Source organism: Klenkia terrae (genome assembly GCF_037083865.1).
GTDB classification, from domain to species: Bacteria; Actinomycetota; Actinomycetes; order Mycobacteriales; family Geodermatophilaceae; genus Klenkia; species Klenkia terrae.
The window spans coordinates 32757-50119 of sequence record NZ_JBAPLV010000025.1 but is presented as its reverse complement, the minus strand read 5'-3'; the positions used below and the strand labels follow the sequence as shown (position 1 = coordinate 50119).

Here is a 17363-nt window from a genome sequence, read left to right as displayed (position 1 = left end):
ACGTCCTCAACCCTGCGTCGACGTGCCCTGTTCCGCGAAGGCGTGCAGCCGCCGGACCTGCGCGGCCCGCTCGGCGGCGTCCTGCCCCTCGGTGTCGGCGGCTGCGGCCCGCCGCACGAGCGCGGCGGTCTCCCGGCTCGCACCGGCGTCGGGGCCGAGGATCGCGCCGACCAGCTCGCTGACGGTGCGCTCGAGCGCTTCGGCAGGGACGACGGCGTTGGCCAGCCCGGTGGCGTGCGCCTCGGCGGCACCGACCCGCCGTCCGGTCAGGCACATCTCCAGGGCACGGCTGTAGCCCACCGCCTGCACCAGGGTGGACGTGCCGGTCAGGTCGGGCACCAGGCCGAGCACCGCCTCGGGGAGGGAGAAGGTGGCCTCCTCACCGCAGACCCGGAGATCGCAGGCCAGCGCCAGCTGCGCGCCGGCGCCGATGGCGTGCCCCTGCACGACGGCGATCGAGACGACGCCCGGCCGGCGCAGCCAGCGGAACCCGGCCTGGTAGCCGCGGATCCGCTCCTGGGCGCCCTCCGGGCCGAGGCCGACGAGCTCGCCCAGCCCGCCCGGCAGCGACGGGTCGGCGGAGAACAGCGACCGGTCCAGCCCCGCCGAGAATGCCCGGCCGGCGCCGCGGACGACGACCACCCGGACGTCGTCGGGCAGCGTCGCGCCGATCTCTGCCAGGGCGTGCCAGGTCGCCGGGACCTGGGCGTTGAGCTGGTCGGCCCGGTCCAGGGTGACGGTGAGGACGGGGCCGTCCAGCGACGTGGTGACCCAGCCCCGGGCCGGGTCGCCGCTCACTTCTTCGCGTCGGGCGCGCTGGGGCGGTTGGCGCCGCCGCGGCTGCGCAGGGTCGCCCCGGACTCGCTCAGCAGGCGGTGCACGAAGCCGTAGGAGCGCCCGGTGGAGGCGGCCAGCAGCCGGATGCTCTCCCCGGCGTCGTACCGCTTGCGCAGGTCGTCGGCGAGCGTGTTGCGGTCGTCGCCGGTGATCCGCTTGCCCTTGGTCAGGTCAGCGGTGGTGTCGGCTGCTGCGTTCGAGTCGGCCATGACTCCCCTCCGTGCCAGCGTCCACCCCGGCTGCGCCGAGGTCCCCCACTGGTCGCCCGGACCGTCGTCCCGGTGACGTCGGTCTCGTCCGAATGATCACCCAGTGGCGGGCGCGCCGCTCGGTGAGCGGCTACGCCAGCTCGACGAGCTCGGCGAAGTCGGCCGACCAGGTGTCCTCGGTGCCGTCGGGCAGCAGGATGACCTTGTCCGGGTCCAGCGCGGTGACCGCGCCCTCGTCGTGGGTGACCAGCACGATCGCGCCCTGGTAGGTGCGCAGCGCCTCGAGCACCTGCTCGCGGCTGGCCGGGTCCAGGTTGTTGGTCGGCTCGTCCAGCAGCAGCACGTTGGCCGCCGAGCAGACCAGCGCGGCCATCGCCAGGCGGGTCTTCTCGCCACCGGACAGCGTGCCGGCGCGCTGGTCGACGGCGTCCCCGGAGAAGAGGAACGCGCCCAGGATGCGGCGCAGCTCGGTCGCGGTCTGGTCCGGCGCCGCGGACTGCATGATCTCCAGCAGCGAGCGGTCCATGTCCAGCGTCTCGTGCTCCTGGGCGTAGTAGCCCAGCCGCAGCCCGTGCCCGGCCTTGACCTCGCCCGTGTCCGGCTTCTCGGTGCCGGCCAGCATGCGCAGCAGGGTGGTCTTGCCCGCGCCGTTGAGCCCGAGGACGACGACCCGGGTGCCGCGGTCGATGGCCAGGTCCACGCCGGTGAAGATCTCCAGCGAGCCGTAGCTCTTGCTCAGCCGCTCGGCGGTCAGCGGGGTCTTGCCGCAGGGCGCCGGGGTCGGGAAGCGCAGCTTGGCCACCCGGTCCTGCACGCGCACCTGCTCCAGGCCCGCGGCCAGCCGCTGGGCGCGCTTGTCCATCGACTGCGCGGCCTTGGCCTTGGTCGCCTTGGCCCGCATCTTGTCCGCCTGCGCGGTCAGCGCGCCGATCTTCTTCTCGGCGTTGGCCCGCTCGGAGCGGCGGCGGCGCTCATCGGTCTCCCGCGCCTCCAGGTACCGCTTCCAGCCCAGGTTGTAGACGTCGACGGTGGCCCGGTTGGCGTCCAGGTGCCAGACCTTGTTCACCACGGCGGCCAGCAGGTCGACGTCGTGGCTGATCACGATCAGCCCGCTGCGGTGGGTGGCCAGGAAGCCCCGGAGCCAGGCGATCGAGTCGGCGTCCAGGTGGTTGGTCGGCTCGTCGAGCAGCAGGGTCTCGGCGTCGGAGAACAGGATCCGGGCCAGCTCGACGCGGCGGCGCTGGCCACCGGACAGCGTGGACAGCGGCTGCTCCAGCACCCGGTCCGGCAGACCCAGGTTGGTGCAGATGCGCGCGGCGTCGGACTCGGCGGCGTAGCCGCCCATGGCGGCGAACTGGTCCTCGAGCCGGCCGTAGCGGCGGACGGCGCGGTCGCGCTCGGCGTCGTCGGCGGGCTCGGCCATGGCGATCTGGGCCTTGGTCAGCTGGGCCTTGAGCTCGTCCAGGCCGCGGCCGGACAGCACCCGGTCGCTCGCGGTGATCGACAGGTCGCCGCTGAGCGTGTCCTGCGGCAGGTAGCCCAGCTCGCCGACCTGGTCGACCTTGCCGGCGTGCGGGACGCGCTCACCGGCCAGCGTGGTGAGGGTGGTGGTCTTGCCGGCGCCGTTGCGCCCGACGAGGCCGATCCGGTCACCGGGCTGCACCCGCAGGTCCGCCTCGCTGATCAGGATGCGCGAGCCCGCGCGGAGCTCGAGGCCGGTGGTCGTGATCACTGGTTCCATGGTACCGGCGGAACGGCCCTGGTCCGAGGACCTGCGGTGGTGACATCCGCAGCACTACTCAGCCCGGGTCGGGTAGCACGCCGGAGGCCGGGGGCCCTGGACCCGGACAGCCTGGGTGGCATGACTGCTCCGACCGCCGCCCCGTGGGTGCTGCGCTGCCCGGTCTGCTCGACGCCGGTGCCCCCGGGCGCCCCGCCGAGCACGCCGTGCCCGACCTGCGGGCTGCCCGCGGCCGCGCACGCCGGCCTGGTGGTCGGCCGGATCGGCGTGACCCTGGCCGACCTGCACCGCGACCGCGACGCCCTGCTCGCCACGCTCCGCACCGCCGCCCCCGGACCTCGACGCCCCCCGACACCCCCTCCCGCACCCCCGACGCCCTTCCCGTACGCACCGGCCCCCTCCGCGCCCACGCACCCCGCCCCCGCTGCCGGGCCGGAGCCGGAGCGGCGGCGGGTCAGCCCGCAGCAGGTGCTGGTCGGGCTCGGGGCGCTGCTGGTCGTGGCCGCCTCGCTGGCCCTGGTCGCCGTCGCCTGGACCCGGTTCGGGATCGGGTTCCAGGCCGGCGTGATGGCGACCGCCACCGCCGCGGCCGCCGTGGGCTCCGGCTGGGCCGCCCGGCGCGGGCTGCGGGCCACCGAGGAGGGCCTGGCCGCCACCGCGGCCGCCCTGCTGCTCGTGGACGTCGGCGCGGCCCGGTCGCTGGGCCTGCTCGGCCTGGACGCCGTGGACGGCCGGGTCTACGCCGCCGTCGCCGCGGGCGTGGTCGCCGTCCTCACCGCCGGGCTGGCCGCCCGCACCCGCAGCACGCTGGTCTGGCCGGCGGTCGCCCTCCTGGCCGCCGAGCCGGTGCTGCTGCTGGCCCTGGGTGACCTGGTCGACGGCGTGCTCGGCGTCGCGGCCCTGCTCGTGGTCGCCGTCTCCGACGGCCGGGTCGCCGGGGTGCTGCCGCGCTGGTCCGCCGAGGTCGCCCGGGTGCTGGCCGGGGTCTCCGCTGCGGCGGCCGCCGCCCGCGCCGTCGCCCTGGCCTGGACCGGCTCCCCGCTCACCGGCGCCGGGGCCACCGCCCTGGTCACCGCCGCGGCCGTGGCCGGCGGGGTCGTCCTGGTCCGCCGGGCGGAGCGGGGGCACCCGGCCGGTGCCCCCTGGGCGGTGGCCGGCCTGGCCGCCGTCCCCGCGCTCGCCGTCGCCGGCCTGGTGCAGCCCGCCGGGGACCTCGCGGCGCCGCTGCTGGCCCTGGCCGGGCTGGCCGCCGCGTCCGCCGCGGTCCTGCTGTGGTCCTCCCCGCTGCGGCGCGAGGTGGGCGGCGGTCCGGCGGTCGCCCTCGTCGCCGTGGGGACGACGCAGCTCGTGCTCGCCGACCGCCCGGCGGCGCTGGCCCTGGTCGCCCTGGTCGCCGCGGTCCCCGCCGCCCTGGCCGCGGTCACCCACCGCGCCGCCAGGGCCGCCGGCACCGCGCTGGCCCTGCTGCTGCCCGGGGTCGCCGTCCTGGCCGCCCGGGAGGGCGACGTCCTCGGCACCTCGGCGGCCGGGCTGCTGCTGGCCTTCCTGGCCGCGGCGGCGCTCGGCGCGGCCACCACCCGGCTCGGCGCCCCCGAGGAGCGGGCCGCTGCCCTCGCCGCGGTCGTGCTCGCCGCGGCCGCCACCGGTACGGGTGCCTCGGTCGGCGCCTGGGGCCAGGTCGGTGCCCAGCTGGCGCTCGTGGGCGGTGCCGCCCTCGCCCACTCCGTCGCCGGGCGCCGCACCGTGACCGGCTGGATCGCCCTCGCCGACCTGGTCGCGGCCGCGTGGGTCGCGCTGGCCGGCGCCGCCGTCGTCACCACGGAGGCCTACAGCCTGCCGCTGGCCGCCGCGCTGCTGGTCGCGGCCGGCCCGCGCCTGGTCCGCGGGCCCTCGTGGCAGAGCTGGGGCCCGGCGCTGCTGGTCGGGTTCGCGCCGTCGCTGGTCACCGCGCTGGCCGTCGACCAGCCGCTGCGCACGCTGCTGGTCGGGCTCGCCGGGGTGGTCGCATTCGTCGCCGGGACGTGGGCGCACCGGCAGGCCCCGTTCCTGGTGGGCGCGGTGACCGTGGGCGTGCTCGGGGTCGTCGAGCTGGCCCCGTGGGTGGGCCGACTGGACTCCTGGGTGCCGCTGGGTGCCGCCGGGCTGCTCCTCCTGGTCGTCGGCGCCACCTACGAGCAGCGCCGCCAGCAGGCCCGGGAAGCCGTCGCCTGGGTGTCCCAACTGCGGTGAGCCCCCTACGGTGGGGCGGTGGACGGCGACCGCGGCGCCACCGCACCCCCGCGGCCACCGCTCCCCTACCCCGCCCCCGGCGGCCGGGAGTACCCGCCGCCCCTGGACCCGCAGCCGCTGGGCGACCGGGTCACCCCGCAGCAGCTGCTGCTGGGCGCCGGCGTCGTCGCGGTGCTGGGGTCGGTGCTGTCCACCTTCACGGTCGGGACGCCGGCCGGGGTCGTCGCGGTCTCGGTCCTGCTGCTCGTCGCGGCCGCGCTGGGCGTCCTGGCCGGGCACGCCGGCAGCCCGACCGCCGGCGAGGCCCTGGCCGTCGGCTCGGTGCTGGCCGCGGCGGCGCTGGTCGTGGTCGGCGCGCGGACGGCGCCCGACCCGGAGCTGGCCGCCGGCACGCTGGTGCTCTTCGTGGCCGTCGGCACCGGCGCGCTGGCGCTGGTCAGCCCGCAGCTGCGCACCTGGCGGGTCAGCTGCTGGGTCGCCGCCCAGGTCGCGGTGCTGGTGGCCGTGCGGGCCGGGGACCTGCCCAGCGACCTGCTCGCCGGGGCCCTGCTGGGCGTGGCGTTGACCGGCCTGGCGATCGCCTGGTTCGCCGACGGCGTCGTCGCGCTGTCCGGCCTGCTCTGCTCGGTGCCCTGGTGGGTGGTCGGCGTCTGGGTCGCCGAGCGGGCCGCCTGGTCCGGCGACCGGCCGGCGGTCGCCGCGCTGCTGGCCACCGGGGCCGCGGTCGGCCTGCTGGTCACCACGCACGAGAAGGTGCCGGAGCTCCCCCTGGGCGGGGCTGCCGTCCCGGTGCTCTCCGGGCTCACGGCCGGCTCGGTGGTCGCCGGCGCCGCGGCGTCCACCGGGCCGCAGTGGGTGCTGGGGTCGGGGTTCCTGGGCCTCGGACTGGCTGCGCTGGTCGCCGTCGCCGCGTCCCGGGGGCCGGACTGGGTGCCGCGGGACGCCGGGCTGGCCGCCGCGGCCACGCTGACCGTGCTCGCCGCCGTCGGCACCGCGCGCGCCGGGAACTGGGCCGACCTCGGGCTGCTGATGGTCACCACCGCGGCCGCCGCGGTGCTGCTGTCGGTCCGGGACCGGGACACCAGACCCTCGACGGTCCCGATCGCGGTCGGGACCGTGGCGCTGGCCGTGGTGCTGCTGACCAGCGAGGGCCAGGTGTCGGGCGCGGCGGTCGGCGCCGCGCTGGTCGCCGTCGCGGTGGCCGCGCTGGCCGAGGCGGTGGTGCTCGCCGTCGTCTTGCCGTGGTGGTCGCGCCGGCGGGTGCAGGCCTGGGTGTCGGCCCGGATCGGGCGCCGGGCGGCTGCCCCGACCGGACCGGTGGACGACGTCCGGTCGGCGTTCGCCGCCGCTGATACCGGGCGCAGCCCACCCCCGGCGACCGAGGAGGACGACCCCGCGTCGCCGGACCGGCGGGCGTCGGTCTCGGCCGCGGGCACCGGTGCGGTCGTCGGCTTCCTCGGCATCGCCACGGCGTCGTCCTCCGGGCGGCTGGGCGCCACCGCGCTGCTGCTCGCCGTCCTGGGGCTGGCCCTGATGGGGCACGGTGACGTCACCCGCGGCACCCGGGACCCCGACGTCCCGCTGGACGAGCAGGAGGTCCGCGGGCGGGGCACCCGGGTGCTCGGCGGCCTGGCCCTGGTGGCCGCCGCCTGGCTGGGCGCCGACCAGCTCGGCTGGGGTGCGCCGGAGGTGGTGACCGTGCCGGCCGGGGTGGTCATGCTGGCCGGCCGGTGGCGCTCGCTGCCGCACGGCACCAGCTGGCCGGCCTGGGGGCCGGGTCTGGCTGTGGGGCTGATGCCCTCGGTGCTGCTCACCGTGCTCGACCCGACGCCGGTGCGCCAGGTCGTGACCCTGGTCGCGGCGCTGCTGCTCGTCCTGGGCGGGCTCGGCTGGGCGGTGCGCGCACCGTTCGTGCTGGGCCTGGTCGGCGTCCTCGGGGTGACCGCCGGCTGGCTGCTCGACGGCGCGCCGACCCCCTGGGTGGTCGCCCTGCTGGTCGTCGGCGCCCTGCTCATGGCGGCGGGCGCCGTCCGGGAGCAGCAGCGCCGCCGGGGGGACGCCGTCCCGGCCCGGGTGCGGACGCTGCGCTAGCTGCCGAACAGGGACTCGGCGCAGACCACGCGGTAGCCCGCTGCCAGGAACGAGCGCATCGACGCCGTGTTCGCCGGCGCGACCTGCGCCCACAGCCGGCCGTCGACCAGGGCTTCGGCCCGGCTGCAGGGGCCCGCAGCGCGCGGAGCGCGTTGTGGGGGGCAGCGGGGTCCTTCTACTCCCACCGGCCGGCCAGCCCGCGGCCCAGCGAGAGCAGCGCCGCGCCGTCGGGTGTGCCGAGCACCCGGACGTCGGTGCGGTGCCGGTGCGCCCGCTGCACCCGCGGGTGGTCGGCTGCCTGCAGCGGCTGCAACGGGATGGCCGGTGCGACCGGCGCCGTGGGTGCGACCAGCACGGCGTCCACGACGCCCGGCTCGACGCCGGTCTCGTCGGCCAGCGCGCTCAGGAACCGGGCCGACAGCGGTGCGGCGACCGGGTCCGGCGACGCGGCCACCCAGGCGGCGACCCAGGCCGGGTCGACGTCGGCGCCCACGTAGGCCCAGGCGGTGCCGCCGACGACGACAGCCCGCGCCCCGAGGGGCGCGGGCTGCGTCGTGACGCTGCCGTCGGCCGCGGGGTCCTCCCCCGCGGCCAACCGGTCCAGCAGCTGCTTCAGACCCGGAAGCCCAAGGCGCGCAGCTGCTCCCGACCGTCGTCGGTGATCTTGTCCGGGCCCCACGGCGGCATCCAGACCCAGTTGATCCGGATGTCCTCGACCAGGCCGGGGCCGGGGCCGCCGGTGAGGGCCTGGCGGGCCTGGTCCTCGATGACGTCGGTCAGCGGGCAGGCCGCGGAGGTCAGCGTCATGTCGATGACGGCGACGTTCGCGTCGTCCACCTCGATGCCGTAGACCAGGCCGAGGTCGACGACGTTCACGCCGAGCTCGGGGTCGACGACGTCGCGCATGGCCTCCTCGAGCTCCTCGAGGTCCGGCTTGATCACCGGGGCCTTCGGGGTCGCGGCGACGGGGGTGTCGGTGGTCTCGCTCATGCGGGCTCCTCCGTAGGGGCGGTCTCGGTGGGCGTCCAGGCCCGGGCGCTGGCGTCCTTGAGGGCCATCCAGCTCATCAGCGCGCACTTGATCCGCGCCGGGTACTTCGACACCCCGGCGAACGCGACGGCGTCCTCCAGGCTGTCCTCGAGCTCGTCGGCCACGGCGGTGTCGCCCTTGGCCTGCATCAGGCGCATGAAGTCCTCGCCGGTGGCCAGGGCGTCGGGGACGCTCTTGCCGACCACCAGGTCGTACATCGCCGACACCGAGGCCTGGCTGATCGAGCAGCCCATGCCCTCGTAGGACACGTCGGTCAGGGTGTCGCCGTCGACCTTGACCCGCAGCGTGACCTCGTCCCCGCAGGTCGGGTTGACGTGGTGCACCTCGGCGTCGAACGGGTCGCGCAGTCCGCGGCCGTGGGGGTTCCGGTAGTGGTCCAGGATGATCTCCTGGTACATGTCCTGCAGCTTCATCAGGCCTCCTCCCCACCGTCAACGCCGAAGAAGCGCTGCGCATGCCGCACGCCCTCGACCAGGGCGTCGACGTCGTCGTAGCCGGTGTGCACGTAGAACGTGGCGCGGGTGGTCGCCGGGACGCCGTAGCGCCGGACGACCGGCCAGGCGCAGTGGTGCCCCACCCGGACGGCGATGCCCTGGTCGTCGAGGACCTGGCCGACGTCGTGCGGGTGGATGCCCTCGACGGTGAAGCTGATCGCGCCGCCGCGGGCGACGGTGTCGACCGGGCCGATCACCCGGACGCCGGGGATGGCCTGCAGCTGGGCGAGGGCGTACTCGGTGAGCGCCTCCTCGTGCGCCTGCACCTTGTCCATGCCCAGCGCGGTCAGGTAGTCCGCGGCCGCGGCCAGCCCGATCACCTGCGCGGTCATCGGGACGCCGGCCTCGAAGCGCTGCGGCGGCGGGGCGAAGGTGCTGCCCTCCATCCGCACGACCTCGATCATCGAGCCGCCGGTGAGGAACGGCGGCAGCGCGGCCAGCACCTCGGCGCGGCCCCACAGCACGCCGACCCCGGTGGGGCCGAGCATCTTGTGCCCGGAGAACACCAGGAAGTCCGCGCCCAGGGCGGCGACGTCCACCGGCTGGTGCGGCACCGACTGCGCGCCGTCGACCATGACCAGCGCGCCCACGGCGTGCGCGCGCTCGATGATCGGCGCCAGCGGCGGCATGGTGCCCAGGATGTTGGACTGCTGGGTGACCGTGACGAGCTTGGTCCGCTCGTTGACCACGGTGTCCAGGTCCGACAGGTCCAGCCGGCCGTCGTCGGTGAGCCCCAGCCAGCGCAGCGTGGCGCCGGTGCGCTCGCACAGCTGCTGCCACGGGATGAGGTTGGCGTGGTGCTCCATCTCGGTGACGACGACCTCGTCGCCCTCGCCGACGGCGTACCGGTGGAACTCCGGCTCCTTGGCGGTGACCGCGTTGCTCATCGCGTAGGCCACCAGGTTGATCGCCTCGGTGGAGTTGCGGGTGAACACGACCTCGTCGGGCTGCGCGCCGATGAACGACGCGATCGTCACCCGGGCCTGCTCGTAGGCCTCGGTGGCCTCCTCGGCCAGGGCGTGCGCGCCGCGGTGCGGGGCGGCGTTGACGTTCTCGTAGAACCAGCGCTCGGCGTCGAGCACCTGGCGGGGCTTCTGCGAGGTCGCCCCCGAGTCCAGGTAGACCAGCCGCTTCCCGTCCCGGACCGTGCGGCCCAGGATCGGGAAGTCGGCACGGACCGCCTCGACGTCCAGCGGGAGCGGCGTGCGCCCGGTCGCGGGCGCCGTGGCGGTCGCGGTCATGCCGAGGCCACCGCCGCCGCGTCCGCGTCGGCCTTGAGGTAGGCCGCGTAGCCCTCGGCCTCGAGCTTGTCGGCCAGCTCCTTGCCGCCCTCCTCGACGACCCGGCCGGCGACGAAGACGTGCACGAAGTCGGGCTCGATGTAGCGCAGGATCCGCGTGTAGTGCGTGATCAGCAGGACGCCGACGGAGCTGTTGGCCTTGGCCCGGTTGACGCCCTCGGACACGACGCGCAGGGCGTCGACGTCGAGGCCCGAGTCGGTCTCGTCGAGGATCGCCATCTTGGGCTTGAGCAGGCCCATCTGGAGGATCTCGTGGCGCTTCTTCTCGCCGCCGGAGAAGCCTTCGTTGACGTTGCGCTCGGCGAAGGCGGCGTCCATCTCGAGCGCCTCCATCTCGGTGCGCATGTCCTTGACCCAGGTGCGCAGCTTCGGCGCCTGGCCGGTGACGGCGGTGGCGGCGGTGCGCAGGAAGTTCGACACCGAGACGCCGGGGACCTCGACCGGGTACTGCATGGCCAGGAACAGGCCGGCCCGGGCGCGCTCGTCGACGGTCATCGCGAGGACGTCCTCGCCGTCGAGGGTGACGGTGCCCCCGGTGATCGTGTACTTCGGGTGCCCCGCGATGGAGTACGCCAGGGTGGACTTGCCGGAGCCGTTGGGGCCCATGATCGCGTGGGTCTCGCCGCTGCGGATGGTGAGGTCGACGCCGCGGAGGATCTCCTTGGTCTCGTCGCCCTCCCCGACCGTGACGTGCAGGCCGCGGATCTCCAGCACGCTGCCGGTGGTCTCGCTCATGTGATGCCTCTCAGTTCGGTGGGTCAGCCGGTTGCCGCGGAGGTGTCGACGAGGACGTCGTCGCCCTCGACGCGGACCGGGTGGGTGGTGACCGGCTGGTTCGCCGGCAGGTTGGTGGGGACACCGGTGCGCAGGTCGAAGCACGACCCGTGCCAGGTGCACTCGATGGTGGGGACGCCGTCGACGATCTCGACGTCCCCGTCGCTCAGCGGGTAGTCCTGGTGCGAGCACAGGTCGGTCAGCGCGAAGACGTCGTCCCCGTGCCGGGCCACGACCAGCTCGATGGCATCTGCACCGTCGCCGACGGAGACCGGGAGGGCCTCGCCGTCGGCGACCTCGGAGAGGGAGCAGACCCGCTGGTAGCTCATGCCGGCTGGAGCTCTCCGGCCTCGACGTCCTGCTCCTCGAGGCCCGGGAGGGCACCCAGCCGCTGCTCGATGGTGCCCATCAGGCGGTCGGCCAGCTCGGGGACGGCGATCTTCTGCACCACGTCGGCGAAGAAGCCGCGGACGACCAGGCGGCGGGCGGTCTCGGCGTCGATCCCGCGCGAGCACAGGTAGAACAGCTGCTCGTCGTCGAACCGGCCGGTCGCGCTGGCGTGGCCGGCGCTGACGATCTCGCCGGTCTCGATCTCCAGGTTGGGCACCGAGTCGGCGCGGGCGCCGTCGGTGAGCACCAGGTTGCGGTTGAGCTCGTATGTCTCCGTGCCGGTGGCCGCGGGGCGGATCCGGACGTCGCCGACCCACACCGTGTGCGCCTGCTCGCCCTGCAGCGCGCCCTTGTAGACGACGTTGCTGACGCAGTTGGGCGTGGCGTGGTCGACCCAGAGCCGGTGCTCCTGGTGCTGGGTCTCGTCGGCGAAGTAGACGCCGGACAGCTCGGCGGTGCCGCCGGGGCCGGCGTACTCGACGTTGCTGACCAGGCGGACCAGGTCCCCGCCGAGGGTCACCACGACCTGGCGGAAGGTGGCGTCCCGGCCGACGACGGCGTCGAACTGGCCGCCGTGCGCGGTGCCGGGCTCCCACTCCTGGACGCTGATCAGCTCGACCTGGGCACCGTCGCCGACGAGCACGGTGACGCCGCCGGAGTACTTCGCCGAGCCGGCGTGGTCCAGCACGATGGTGGCCTTGGCGAAGTTGCCGACCTGGACCACGGTCTGGCCCCACACGACCTCGTCGGAGCCGGTGCCGCGCAGCGACAGCGTGACCGGGCGGTCCAGCTGGGCCTCCGCGGGCACCCGGACGACGGTCGCGCCGCCCGCGCGGACGCGGGTGAGGGCGGCGAGCCGGTCGACGGGCTCGGGCAGCCCCTTGAGCAGCGGGTCGTCGGCGCCGACGGTGGTCAGCTCGACCCCGTCGGGCAGGTCCGACGTCAGCTCGAGGCGGGCGTCGGAGTCCGCACCCTCCAGCAGCGGGCGGACCCGCTTCATCGGGGTGAAGCGCCACTGCTCCTCCCGGCCCGTGACGACGGGGAAGTCGTCGGGGTCGGCGGAGGTGAACCGCTCGGCCGGCGAACCGGTCGGGGCGGGGCCACCGTGGCTGTGCGACCCCGGGCCGGCACCGGCGGTGCCGGTGTCGGACGCGGGGGTGGTCGGCGGGCCGGCCTGCGCACCGACGCCGGGGGCGAAGAGCTCCTCGGCGAGGGTGGCGGAGTCGGTCGTCAGGCTCGTCTGTGGGTCGGTCATCAGCCGACGGCACCTTCCATCTGCAGCTCGATCAGGCGGTTCAGCTCGAGGGCGTACTCCATCGGCAGCTCCCGGGCGATCGGCTCGACGAAGCCGCGCACGACCATCGCCATCGCCTCGTCCTCGGACAGACCGCGGCTCATCAGGTAGAAGAGCTGGTCCTCGCTGACCCGGGAGACCGTGGCCTCGTGGCCCATGGAGACGTCGTCCTCGCGGACGTCGACGTAGGGGTAGGTGTCCGAGCGGCTGATCGTGTCGACCAGCAGCGCGTCGCACTTCACCGTGGAGCGGGAGCCGTGGGCGCCCTCGTCGATCTGCACCAGGCCCCGGTAGGAGGTCCGGCCGCCACCGCGGGCGACGGACTTGCTGATGATGTTCGACGAGGTGTGCGGCGCGGCGTGCACCATCTTGGCGCCGGCGTCCTGGTGCTGGCCCTCGCCGGCGAAGGCGATCGAGAGCACCTCGCCCTTGGCGTGCTCACCGGTCATCCACACGGCCGGGTACTTCATCGTCACCTTGGAGCCGATGTTGCCGTCGACCCACTCCATGGTCGCGCCCTCGTGGGCCACGGCCCGCTTGGTGACCAGGTTGTAGACGTTGTTCGACCAGTTCTGGATGGTCGTGTACCGGCAGCGCGCGTTCTTCTTGACGATGATCTCGACGACCGCGGAGTGCAGCGAGTCCGACTTGTAGATCGGCGCGGTGCAGCCCTCGACGTAGTGCACGTAGGCGCCCTCGTCGACGACGATCAGCGTCCGCTCGAACTGGCCCATGTTCTCGGTGTTGATCCGGAAGTAGGCCTGCAGCGGGATCTCCACGTTGACGCCCGGGGGCACGTAGATGAAGGAGCCACCGGACCACACGGCGGTGTTCAGCGCGGAGAACTTGTTGTCCCCGGACGGGATCACCGAGCCGAAGTACTCGCGGAACAGGTCCTCGTGCTCGCGCAGCGCGGTGTCGGTGTCCAGGAACAGGACGCCCTGCTCCTCGAGGTCCTCGCGGATCGAGTGGTAGACGACCTCGGACTCGTACTGGGCAGCGACACCGGAGACCAGGCGCTGCTTCTCGGCCTCGGGGATGCCCAGCTTGTCGTAGGTGTTCTTGATGTCGGCCGGGAGGTCGTCCCAGGTCGCGGCCTGCTTCTCCGTCGACCGCACGAAGTACTTGATGTTGTCGAAGTCGATGCCGGAGAGGTCCGAGCCCCAGTCGGGCATGGGCTTCTTGCCGAAGAGCTTGAGGGCCTTGAGGCGGCGCTCGAGCATCCACTCGGGCTCGTTCTTCCGACGGGAGATGTCGCGCACGACCTCCTCGTCGATGCCGCGGCGCGAGGAGGCGCCGGCGACGTCGGCGTCGGCCCAGCCGTACTTGTAGCGGCCGAGCTGGTCGATCTGCTCGTCCTGGGTCAGGGGGGTGACCGGCTGCTCTGTGGTGGTCATGCGGATGTCCTCTCCCGGGCGTTCTGTCGGGTGTGGCTCGGTGCGGGGCGGCGCGCGTCCGCCCGCTCGTTCGGTACAGGGCTCCCGGGGCGGGTTGTGTTCCCGCTCCGGGGGGTCCCGGGTATGTGGGTGGTGCAGATCCCGTCGCCGTGGGCGATGGTGGCCAGCCGCTGCACGTGCGTGCCGACCAGGCGGCCGATGACCGCGGTCTCGGCCTCGCACAGCTGCGGGAACTCCGCGGCGACGTGCGCGACCGGGCAGTGGTGCTGGCACAGCTGCCCGCCGCTGGAGATCGCCGAGGCCGAGGCAGCGTAGCCCTCGGCGGTGAGCGCCTCGGCGAGCACCTGGGCCCGGTCCACGGGCTCGGGACCGGTGGTCGCCGCGGCCCGCTCGACGGCGGTCGAGCATCGCTGCTCGAGGCCGGCCAGCTGCTGCTCGGCGACGTCCCGGACGGCGTCGGGCCCGCCGTGCGCCGCGACGAACCGCAGCGCGGTGAGCGCCAGGTCGTCGTAGGCGTGCGGGAAGCCCGACCGGCCGGCGTCGGTGAGCACGAAGTGCCGCGCCGGGCGGCCGCGGCCGCGGACCGACCCGGGCAGTGCACGCTCGGCGACGCGGCCCTCGGCGACCAGGGAGTCCAGGTGCCGGCGGACGGCGGCCGGCGAGACACCCAGCCGGGTCGCCAGCTCGGTGGCGGTCTGCGCGCCGTGCTCCAGCAGCAGACCGGTCACGCGGTCGCGGGTGCGCCCGTCGTCGGCCGGGGCCGAGGACCGGGCGGACTGCGCCGCAGTGGATTCCACAACACGAGTGTGCGCTATTTCCCGGAGCCCGCAAGCAAGGTCGCCCTAACCCGAACGCGCCGGTCACGGCCGCGGGGAGGGGTCCCGACGGACCCCTCCCCGCAGTCGTGGCACCGGGTGCCAGGTCAGACGGCCGCCGGCTCCTGGACGGCGAAGTCCAGCTCGCCGTCGACGACGTCCACCCGCAGCCGCGCGCCCTTGCCCAGGTCGCCGGACAGCACCATCCGGGACAGCGGGTTGTCCACCGACCGCTGGATCGCCCGGCGCAGTGGACGGGCACCGAAGGCCGGCTCGTGGCCGCGCTCGGCCAGCCAGGTCACCGCCCCCGGGGTGAACTCCACCTCGATGTCCTGCGCCGACAGCCGACGACGGGTCTCGTCCAGCAGCAGGTCGGTGATCCGGGCCAGCTGCTCGGTCTCCAGCTGCCGGAAGACGACGATCTCGTCGATCCGGTTGAGAAACTCGGGCCGGAAGGACTCCTTGAGCCGCCGCATCACGGCGTTCCGCACGTCGTTGCCGCCGCCGTCGGCGGACGTGAAGCCCAGCGGCCCGCGGGCGGCGTTGACGATCGCCTCCGAGCCCAGGTTCGACGTCATGACCACGACGGTGTTCGCGAAGGACACCGTGCGGCCCTGGCTGTCGGTGAGCCGGCCGTCGTCCAGCAGCTGCAGGAGCGTGTTGAACACGTCCGGGTGCGCCTTCTCCACCTCGTCGAGCAGCACCACCGAGTACGGGTTGCGGCGGACCGCCTCGGTCAGCTGACCGGCGTCCTCGTAGCCCACGTACCCGGGGGGCGAGCCGACGAGCCGGCTGACGGTGTGCCGCTCCTGGAACTCGCTCATGTCCAGCCGGACCATCTTGTCCTGGTCGACGAACAGCGCCTCGGCCAGTGCGCGGGCCAGCTCGGTCTTGCCGACGCCGGTCGGGCCCAGGAACAGGAAGCTGCCGATCGGCCGGTCCGGGTCGCCCAGCCCCGCGCGGGACCGGCGGATGGCCTCGGAGACCACCTCGACGGCCTCGTCCTGGCCGACGACGCGGGCGTGCAGCACGTCCTCCAGCCGCAGCAGGCGGTCGCGCTCCTCCTCGGTCAGCTGGGCCACCGGGATGCCGGTGGAGCGGGAGACCACCTCGGCGATCTCGGCCACCCCCACCTCCGGGATGCCGGCGTCCCCGCCGGTGCGGGCCTGGTCCAGGCGCTGCTGGGCCGCGGCGAGCTCGTCGCGCAGCGCGGAGGCCTGCTCGTACTGCTCGGCGGCCACCGCCTGGTCCTTCTCCCGGCCCAGCCGGTCGACCTCCTGCTCCAGCGAGCGCAGGTCGGTGGTCGGCGTCTTCACCCGCAGCCGCACCCGGGCACCGGCCTGGTCGATGAGGTCGATGGCCTTGTCGGGCAGGAACCGGTCGGCGACGTAGCGGTCGGACAGCTCGGCCGCGGCCACCACGGCCTCGTCGGTGAAGCGGACCTGGTGGTGGGCCTCGTAGCGGTCCCGCAGGCCGCGCAGGATCTCGATGGTGTCCAGCACGCTGGGCTCGGGAACCAGGATCGGCTGGAAGCGCCGCTCCAGGGCCGGGTCCTTCTCGATGCTGGTGCGGTACTCGTCCAGGGTGGTCGCCCCGATGACGTGCAGCTCGCCGCGGGCCAGGGCCGGCTTGAGCATGTTGCCCGCACCCGCCGAGCCCTCGGAGCCACCGGCGTTGACGACGGTGTGCAGCTCGTCGACGAAGACCAGCACGGAGTCCGAGTTCTCCCGGATCTCGTCGATGACCTTCTTCAGCCGCTCCTCGAAGTCCCCGCGGTAGCGGGTGCCGGCGACCAGGCCGGTGAGGTCCAGCTCCACCAGCCGTCGTCCGCGCAGCTGGTCGGGGACGTCGCCGGCCACGATCGCGGCGGCGATGCCCTCGACGATCGCGGTCTTGCCGACGCCGGCCTCGCCGATCAGCACCGGGTTGTTCTTGTTGCGGCGGGACAGCACCTCGATGGTCTGCTCGATCTCCGAGGCCCGGCCGATGACCGGGTCGATCTTGCCGTCGCGGGCCATCGCGGTCAGGTCGCGGCCGTACTCGTCCAGCGTGGGCGTGGTCGAGGGAGGCTGCTCGCCGGAGCCACCGCCCGCGGCCGGGACGCCGGCCGCGGCGCGCTGCAGCGCCTCGGGCGTGACGCGGGAACCGCCGAGGAACCGGCCGGCCCCGGACTCGGGGTTCAGGGCGAGGGCGAACAGCAGGTGCTCGGGGCCGATGTAGGTGGAGCCGCTGGCGCGGGACACCTGGTGGGCGTCGAGCAGGGCCCGCTTGGCCGCCGGGGTCAGCACCGGGGGCTGCTCGGTCGGCTCGCCGCGGCGCAGGGCGCCCTCGAGCTGGGCGCGCAGCTGCTCGGGGTCGGCGCCGGCGCGGGCCAGCAGCCCGCGGGTGGGCTCGTGGCCGGCCAGCGCCCACAGCAGGTGCTCGGCGTCCAGGTCCCGGCCGCCCCAGGCCGCGGCCTGGCGGGCGGCGGCGGAGACGACCTGGCGGGCGTGGTCGGAGAGCAGCTGGGTGATGTCCACGCGCTGCATGCCGCGCCGCGCGCCGGAGGAGAGGAAGGCGGAGAAGAAGTCGTCGAACGGGCTCCTGCCGGAGCCGGTGTCGAAGGGATCGGTCACGGTGTCACTCCTGGGGGTCGTCCTGCGTCGGCCCTCCCCGACCGGGGTTGGGTCGGTGGCCGCGCGCTGCCGTGCACAGCGCGTCCGCACCCCCCGTCCTTCCCGCATTCGCCGCAGGCGAACACCG

Annotated in this window: 15 protein-coding genes; 2 read left to right on the top strand and 13 right to left on the bottom strand. The window is 74.7% G+C overall.

The features are described from left to right. Positions 1-6: 6 nt before the first annotated feature. The 3 genes from UXQ13_RS19035 to UXQ13_RS19025 form a co-directional block, all read right to left on the bottom strand. Positions 7-798, bottom strand: coding sequence for an enoyl-CoA hydratase/isomerase family protein (locus tag UXQ13_RS19035; protein ID WP_263639397.1), 792 nt, complete (start codon positions 796-798; stop codon positions 7-9). Next, positions 795-1046 (bottom strand): helix-turn-helix domain-containing protein, encoded by a 252-nt coding sequence (locus UXQ13_RS19030; protein WP_225235427.1) that lies wholly within the window; start codon positions 1044-1046, stop codon positions 795-797. The genes UXQ13_RS19035 and UXQ13_RS19030 overlap by 4 nt, the downstream gene beginning before the upstream one ends. Positions 1047-1176: 130 nt before the next feature. Then, complete coding sequence (locus UXQ13_RS19025) at positions 1177-2787, bottom strand: ABC-F family ATP-binding cassette domain-containing protein (protein WP_318250038.1); 1611 nt, start codon at positions 2785-2787, stop codon at positions 1177-1179. A gap of 120 nt (positions 2788-2907) precedes the next feature. Here UXQ13_RS19025 and UXQ13_RS19020 point away from each other — a divergent pair, with 120 nt between their 5' ends. Together UXQ13_RS19020 and UXQ13_RS19015 are read left to right on the top strand one after the other, a co-directional pair. Beyond that, a complete protein-coding gene (locus UXQ13_RS19020) occupies positions 2908-5016 on the top strand; it encodes an SCO7613 C-terminal domain-containing membrane protein (RefSeq protein WP_336392741.1) in 2109 nt (702 codons plus the stop codon). A gap of 18 nt (positions 5017-5034) precedes the next feature. Continuing rightward, a complete protein-coding gene (locus tag UXQ13_RS19015; protein ID WP_336392740.1) occupies positions 5035-7107 on the top strand; it encodes an SCO7613 C-terminal domain-containing membrane protein in 2073 nt (690 codons plus the stop codon). Between the two features lie 175 nt (positions 7108-7282). On the opposite strand, the gene UXQ13_RS19010 is transcribed toward UXQ13_RS19015, so the two are convergent. From UXQ13_RS19010 to UXQ13_RS18965, 10 genes are all read right to left on the bottom strand, one after another. Beyond that, positions 7283-7702: a hypothetical protein gene (locus tag UXQ13_RS19010; RefSeq protein WP_225235424.1), complete on the bottom strand. Its 420-nt coding sequence runs from the start codon at positions 7700-7702 to the stop codon at positions 7283-7285. A 17-nt stretch (positions 7703-7719) separates the two neighbouring features. Next, the gene (locus tag UXQ13_RS19005; RefSeq protein WP_225235423.1) at positions 7720-8097 is read right to left on the bottom strand and encodes a metal-sulfur cluster assembly factor; all 378 of its coding nucleotides are present in this window, start codon (positions 8095-8097) and stop codon (positions 7720-7722) included. Then, positions 8094-8570 carry a Fe-S cluster assembly sulfur transfer protein SufU gene (gene sufU, locus UXQ13_RS19000; RefSeq protein ID WP_225235422.1) on the bottom strand — a complete coding sequence of 159 codons (477 nt, stop codon included), beginning with the start codon at positions 8568-8570 and terminating at the stop codon, positions 8094-8096. Before sufU ends, UXQ13_RS19005 begins: the two co-directional genes overlap by 4 nt. Then, a complete protein-coding gene (locus tag UXQ13_RS18995; protein ID WP_225235421.1) occupies positions 8570-9892 on the bottom strand; it encodes a cysteine desulfurase in 1323 nt (440 codons plus the stop codon). The genes sufU and UXQ13_RS18995 overlap by 1 nt, the downstream gene beginning before the upstream one ends. Continuing rightward, entirely contained in the window at positions 9889-10686 is a 798-nt protein-coding gene (gene sufC / locus UXQ13_RS18990; RefSeq protein WP_225235420.1) for a Fe-S cluster assembly ATPase SufC, read from the bottom strand. The genes UXQ13_RS18995 and sufC overlap by 4 nt, the downstream gene beginning before the upstream one ends. Positions 10687-10709: 23 nt before the next feature. After that, entirely contained in the window at positions 10710-11054 is a 345-nt protein-coding gene (locus UXQ13_RS18985) for a Rieske (2Fe-2S) protein (protein ID WP_225235419.1), read from the bottom strand. Further along, the gene (gene sufD / locus UXQ13_RS18980) at positions 11051-12370 is read right to left on the bottom strand and encodes a Fe-S cluster assembly protein SufD (protein ID WP_225235418.1); all 1320 of its coding nucleotides are present in this window, start codon (positions 12368-12370) and stop codon (positions 11051-11053) included. Before sufD ends, UXQ13_RS18985 begins: the two co-directional genes overlap by 4 nt. Beyond that, positions 12370-13806, bottom strand: a complete 1437-nt coding sequence (gene sufB, locus UXQ13_RS18975) for a Fe-S cluster assembly protein SufB (RefSeq protein WP_225235417.1) — start codon at positions 13804-13806, stop codon at positions 12370-12372. The genes sufD and sufB overlap by 1 nt, the downstream gene beginning before the upstream one ends. After that, entirely contained in the window at positions 13803-14603 is an 801-nt protein-coding gene (locus UXQ13_RS18970; RefSeq protein ID WP_336392739.1) for a helix-turn-helix transcriptional regulator, read from the bottom strand. The genes sufB and UXQ13_RS18970 overlap by 4 nt, the downstream gene beginning before the upstream one ends. Positions 14604-14728: 125 nt before the next feature. Continuing rightward, entirely contained in the window at positions 14729-17236 is a 2508-nt protein-coding gene (locus UXQ13_RS18965; protein ID WP_336392738.1) for an ATP-dependent Clp protease ATP-binding subunit, read from the bottom strand. Positions 17237-17363 lie beyond the last annotated feature (127 nt).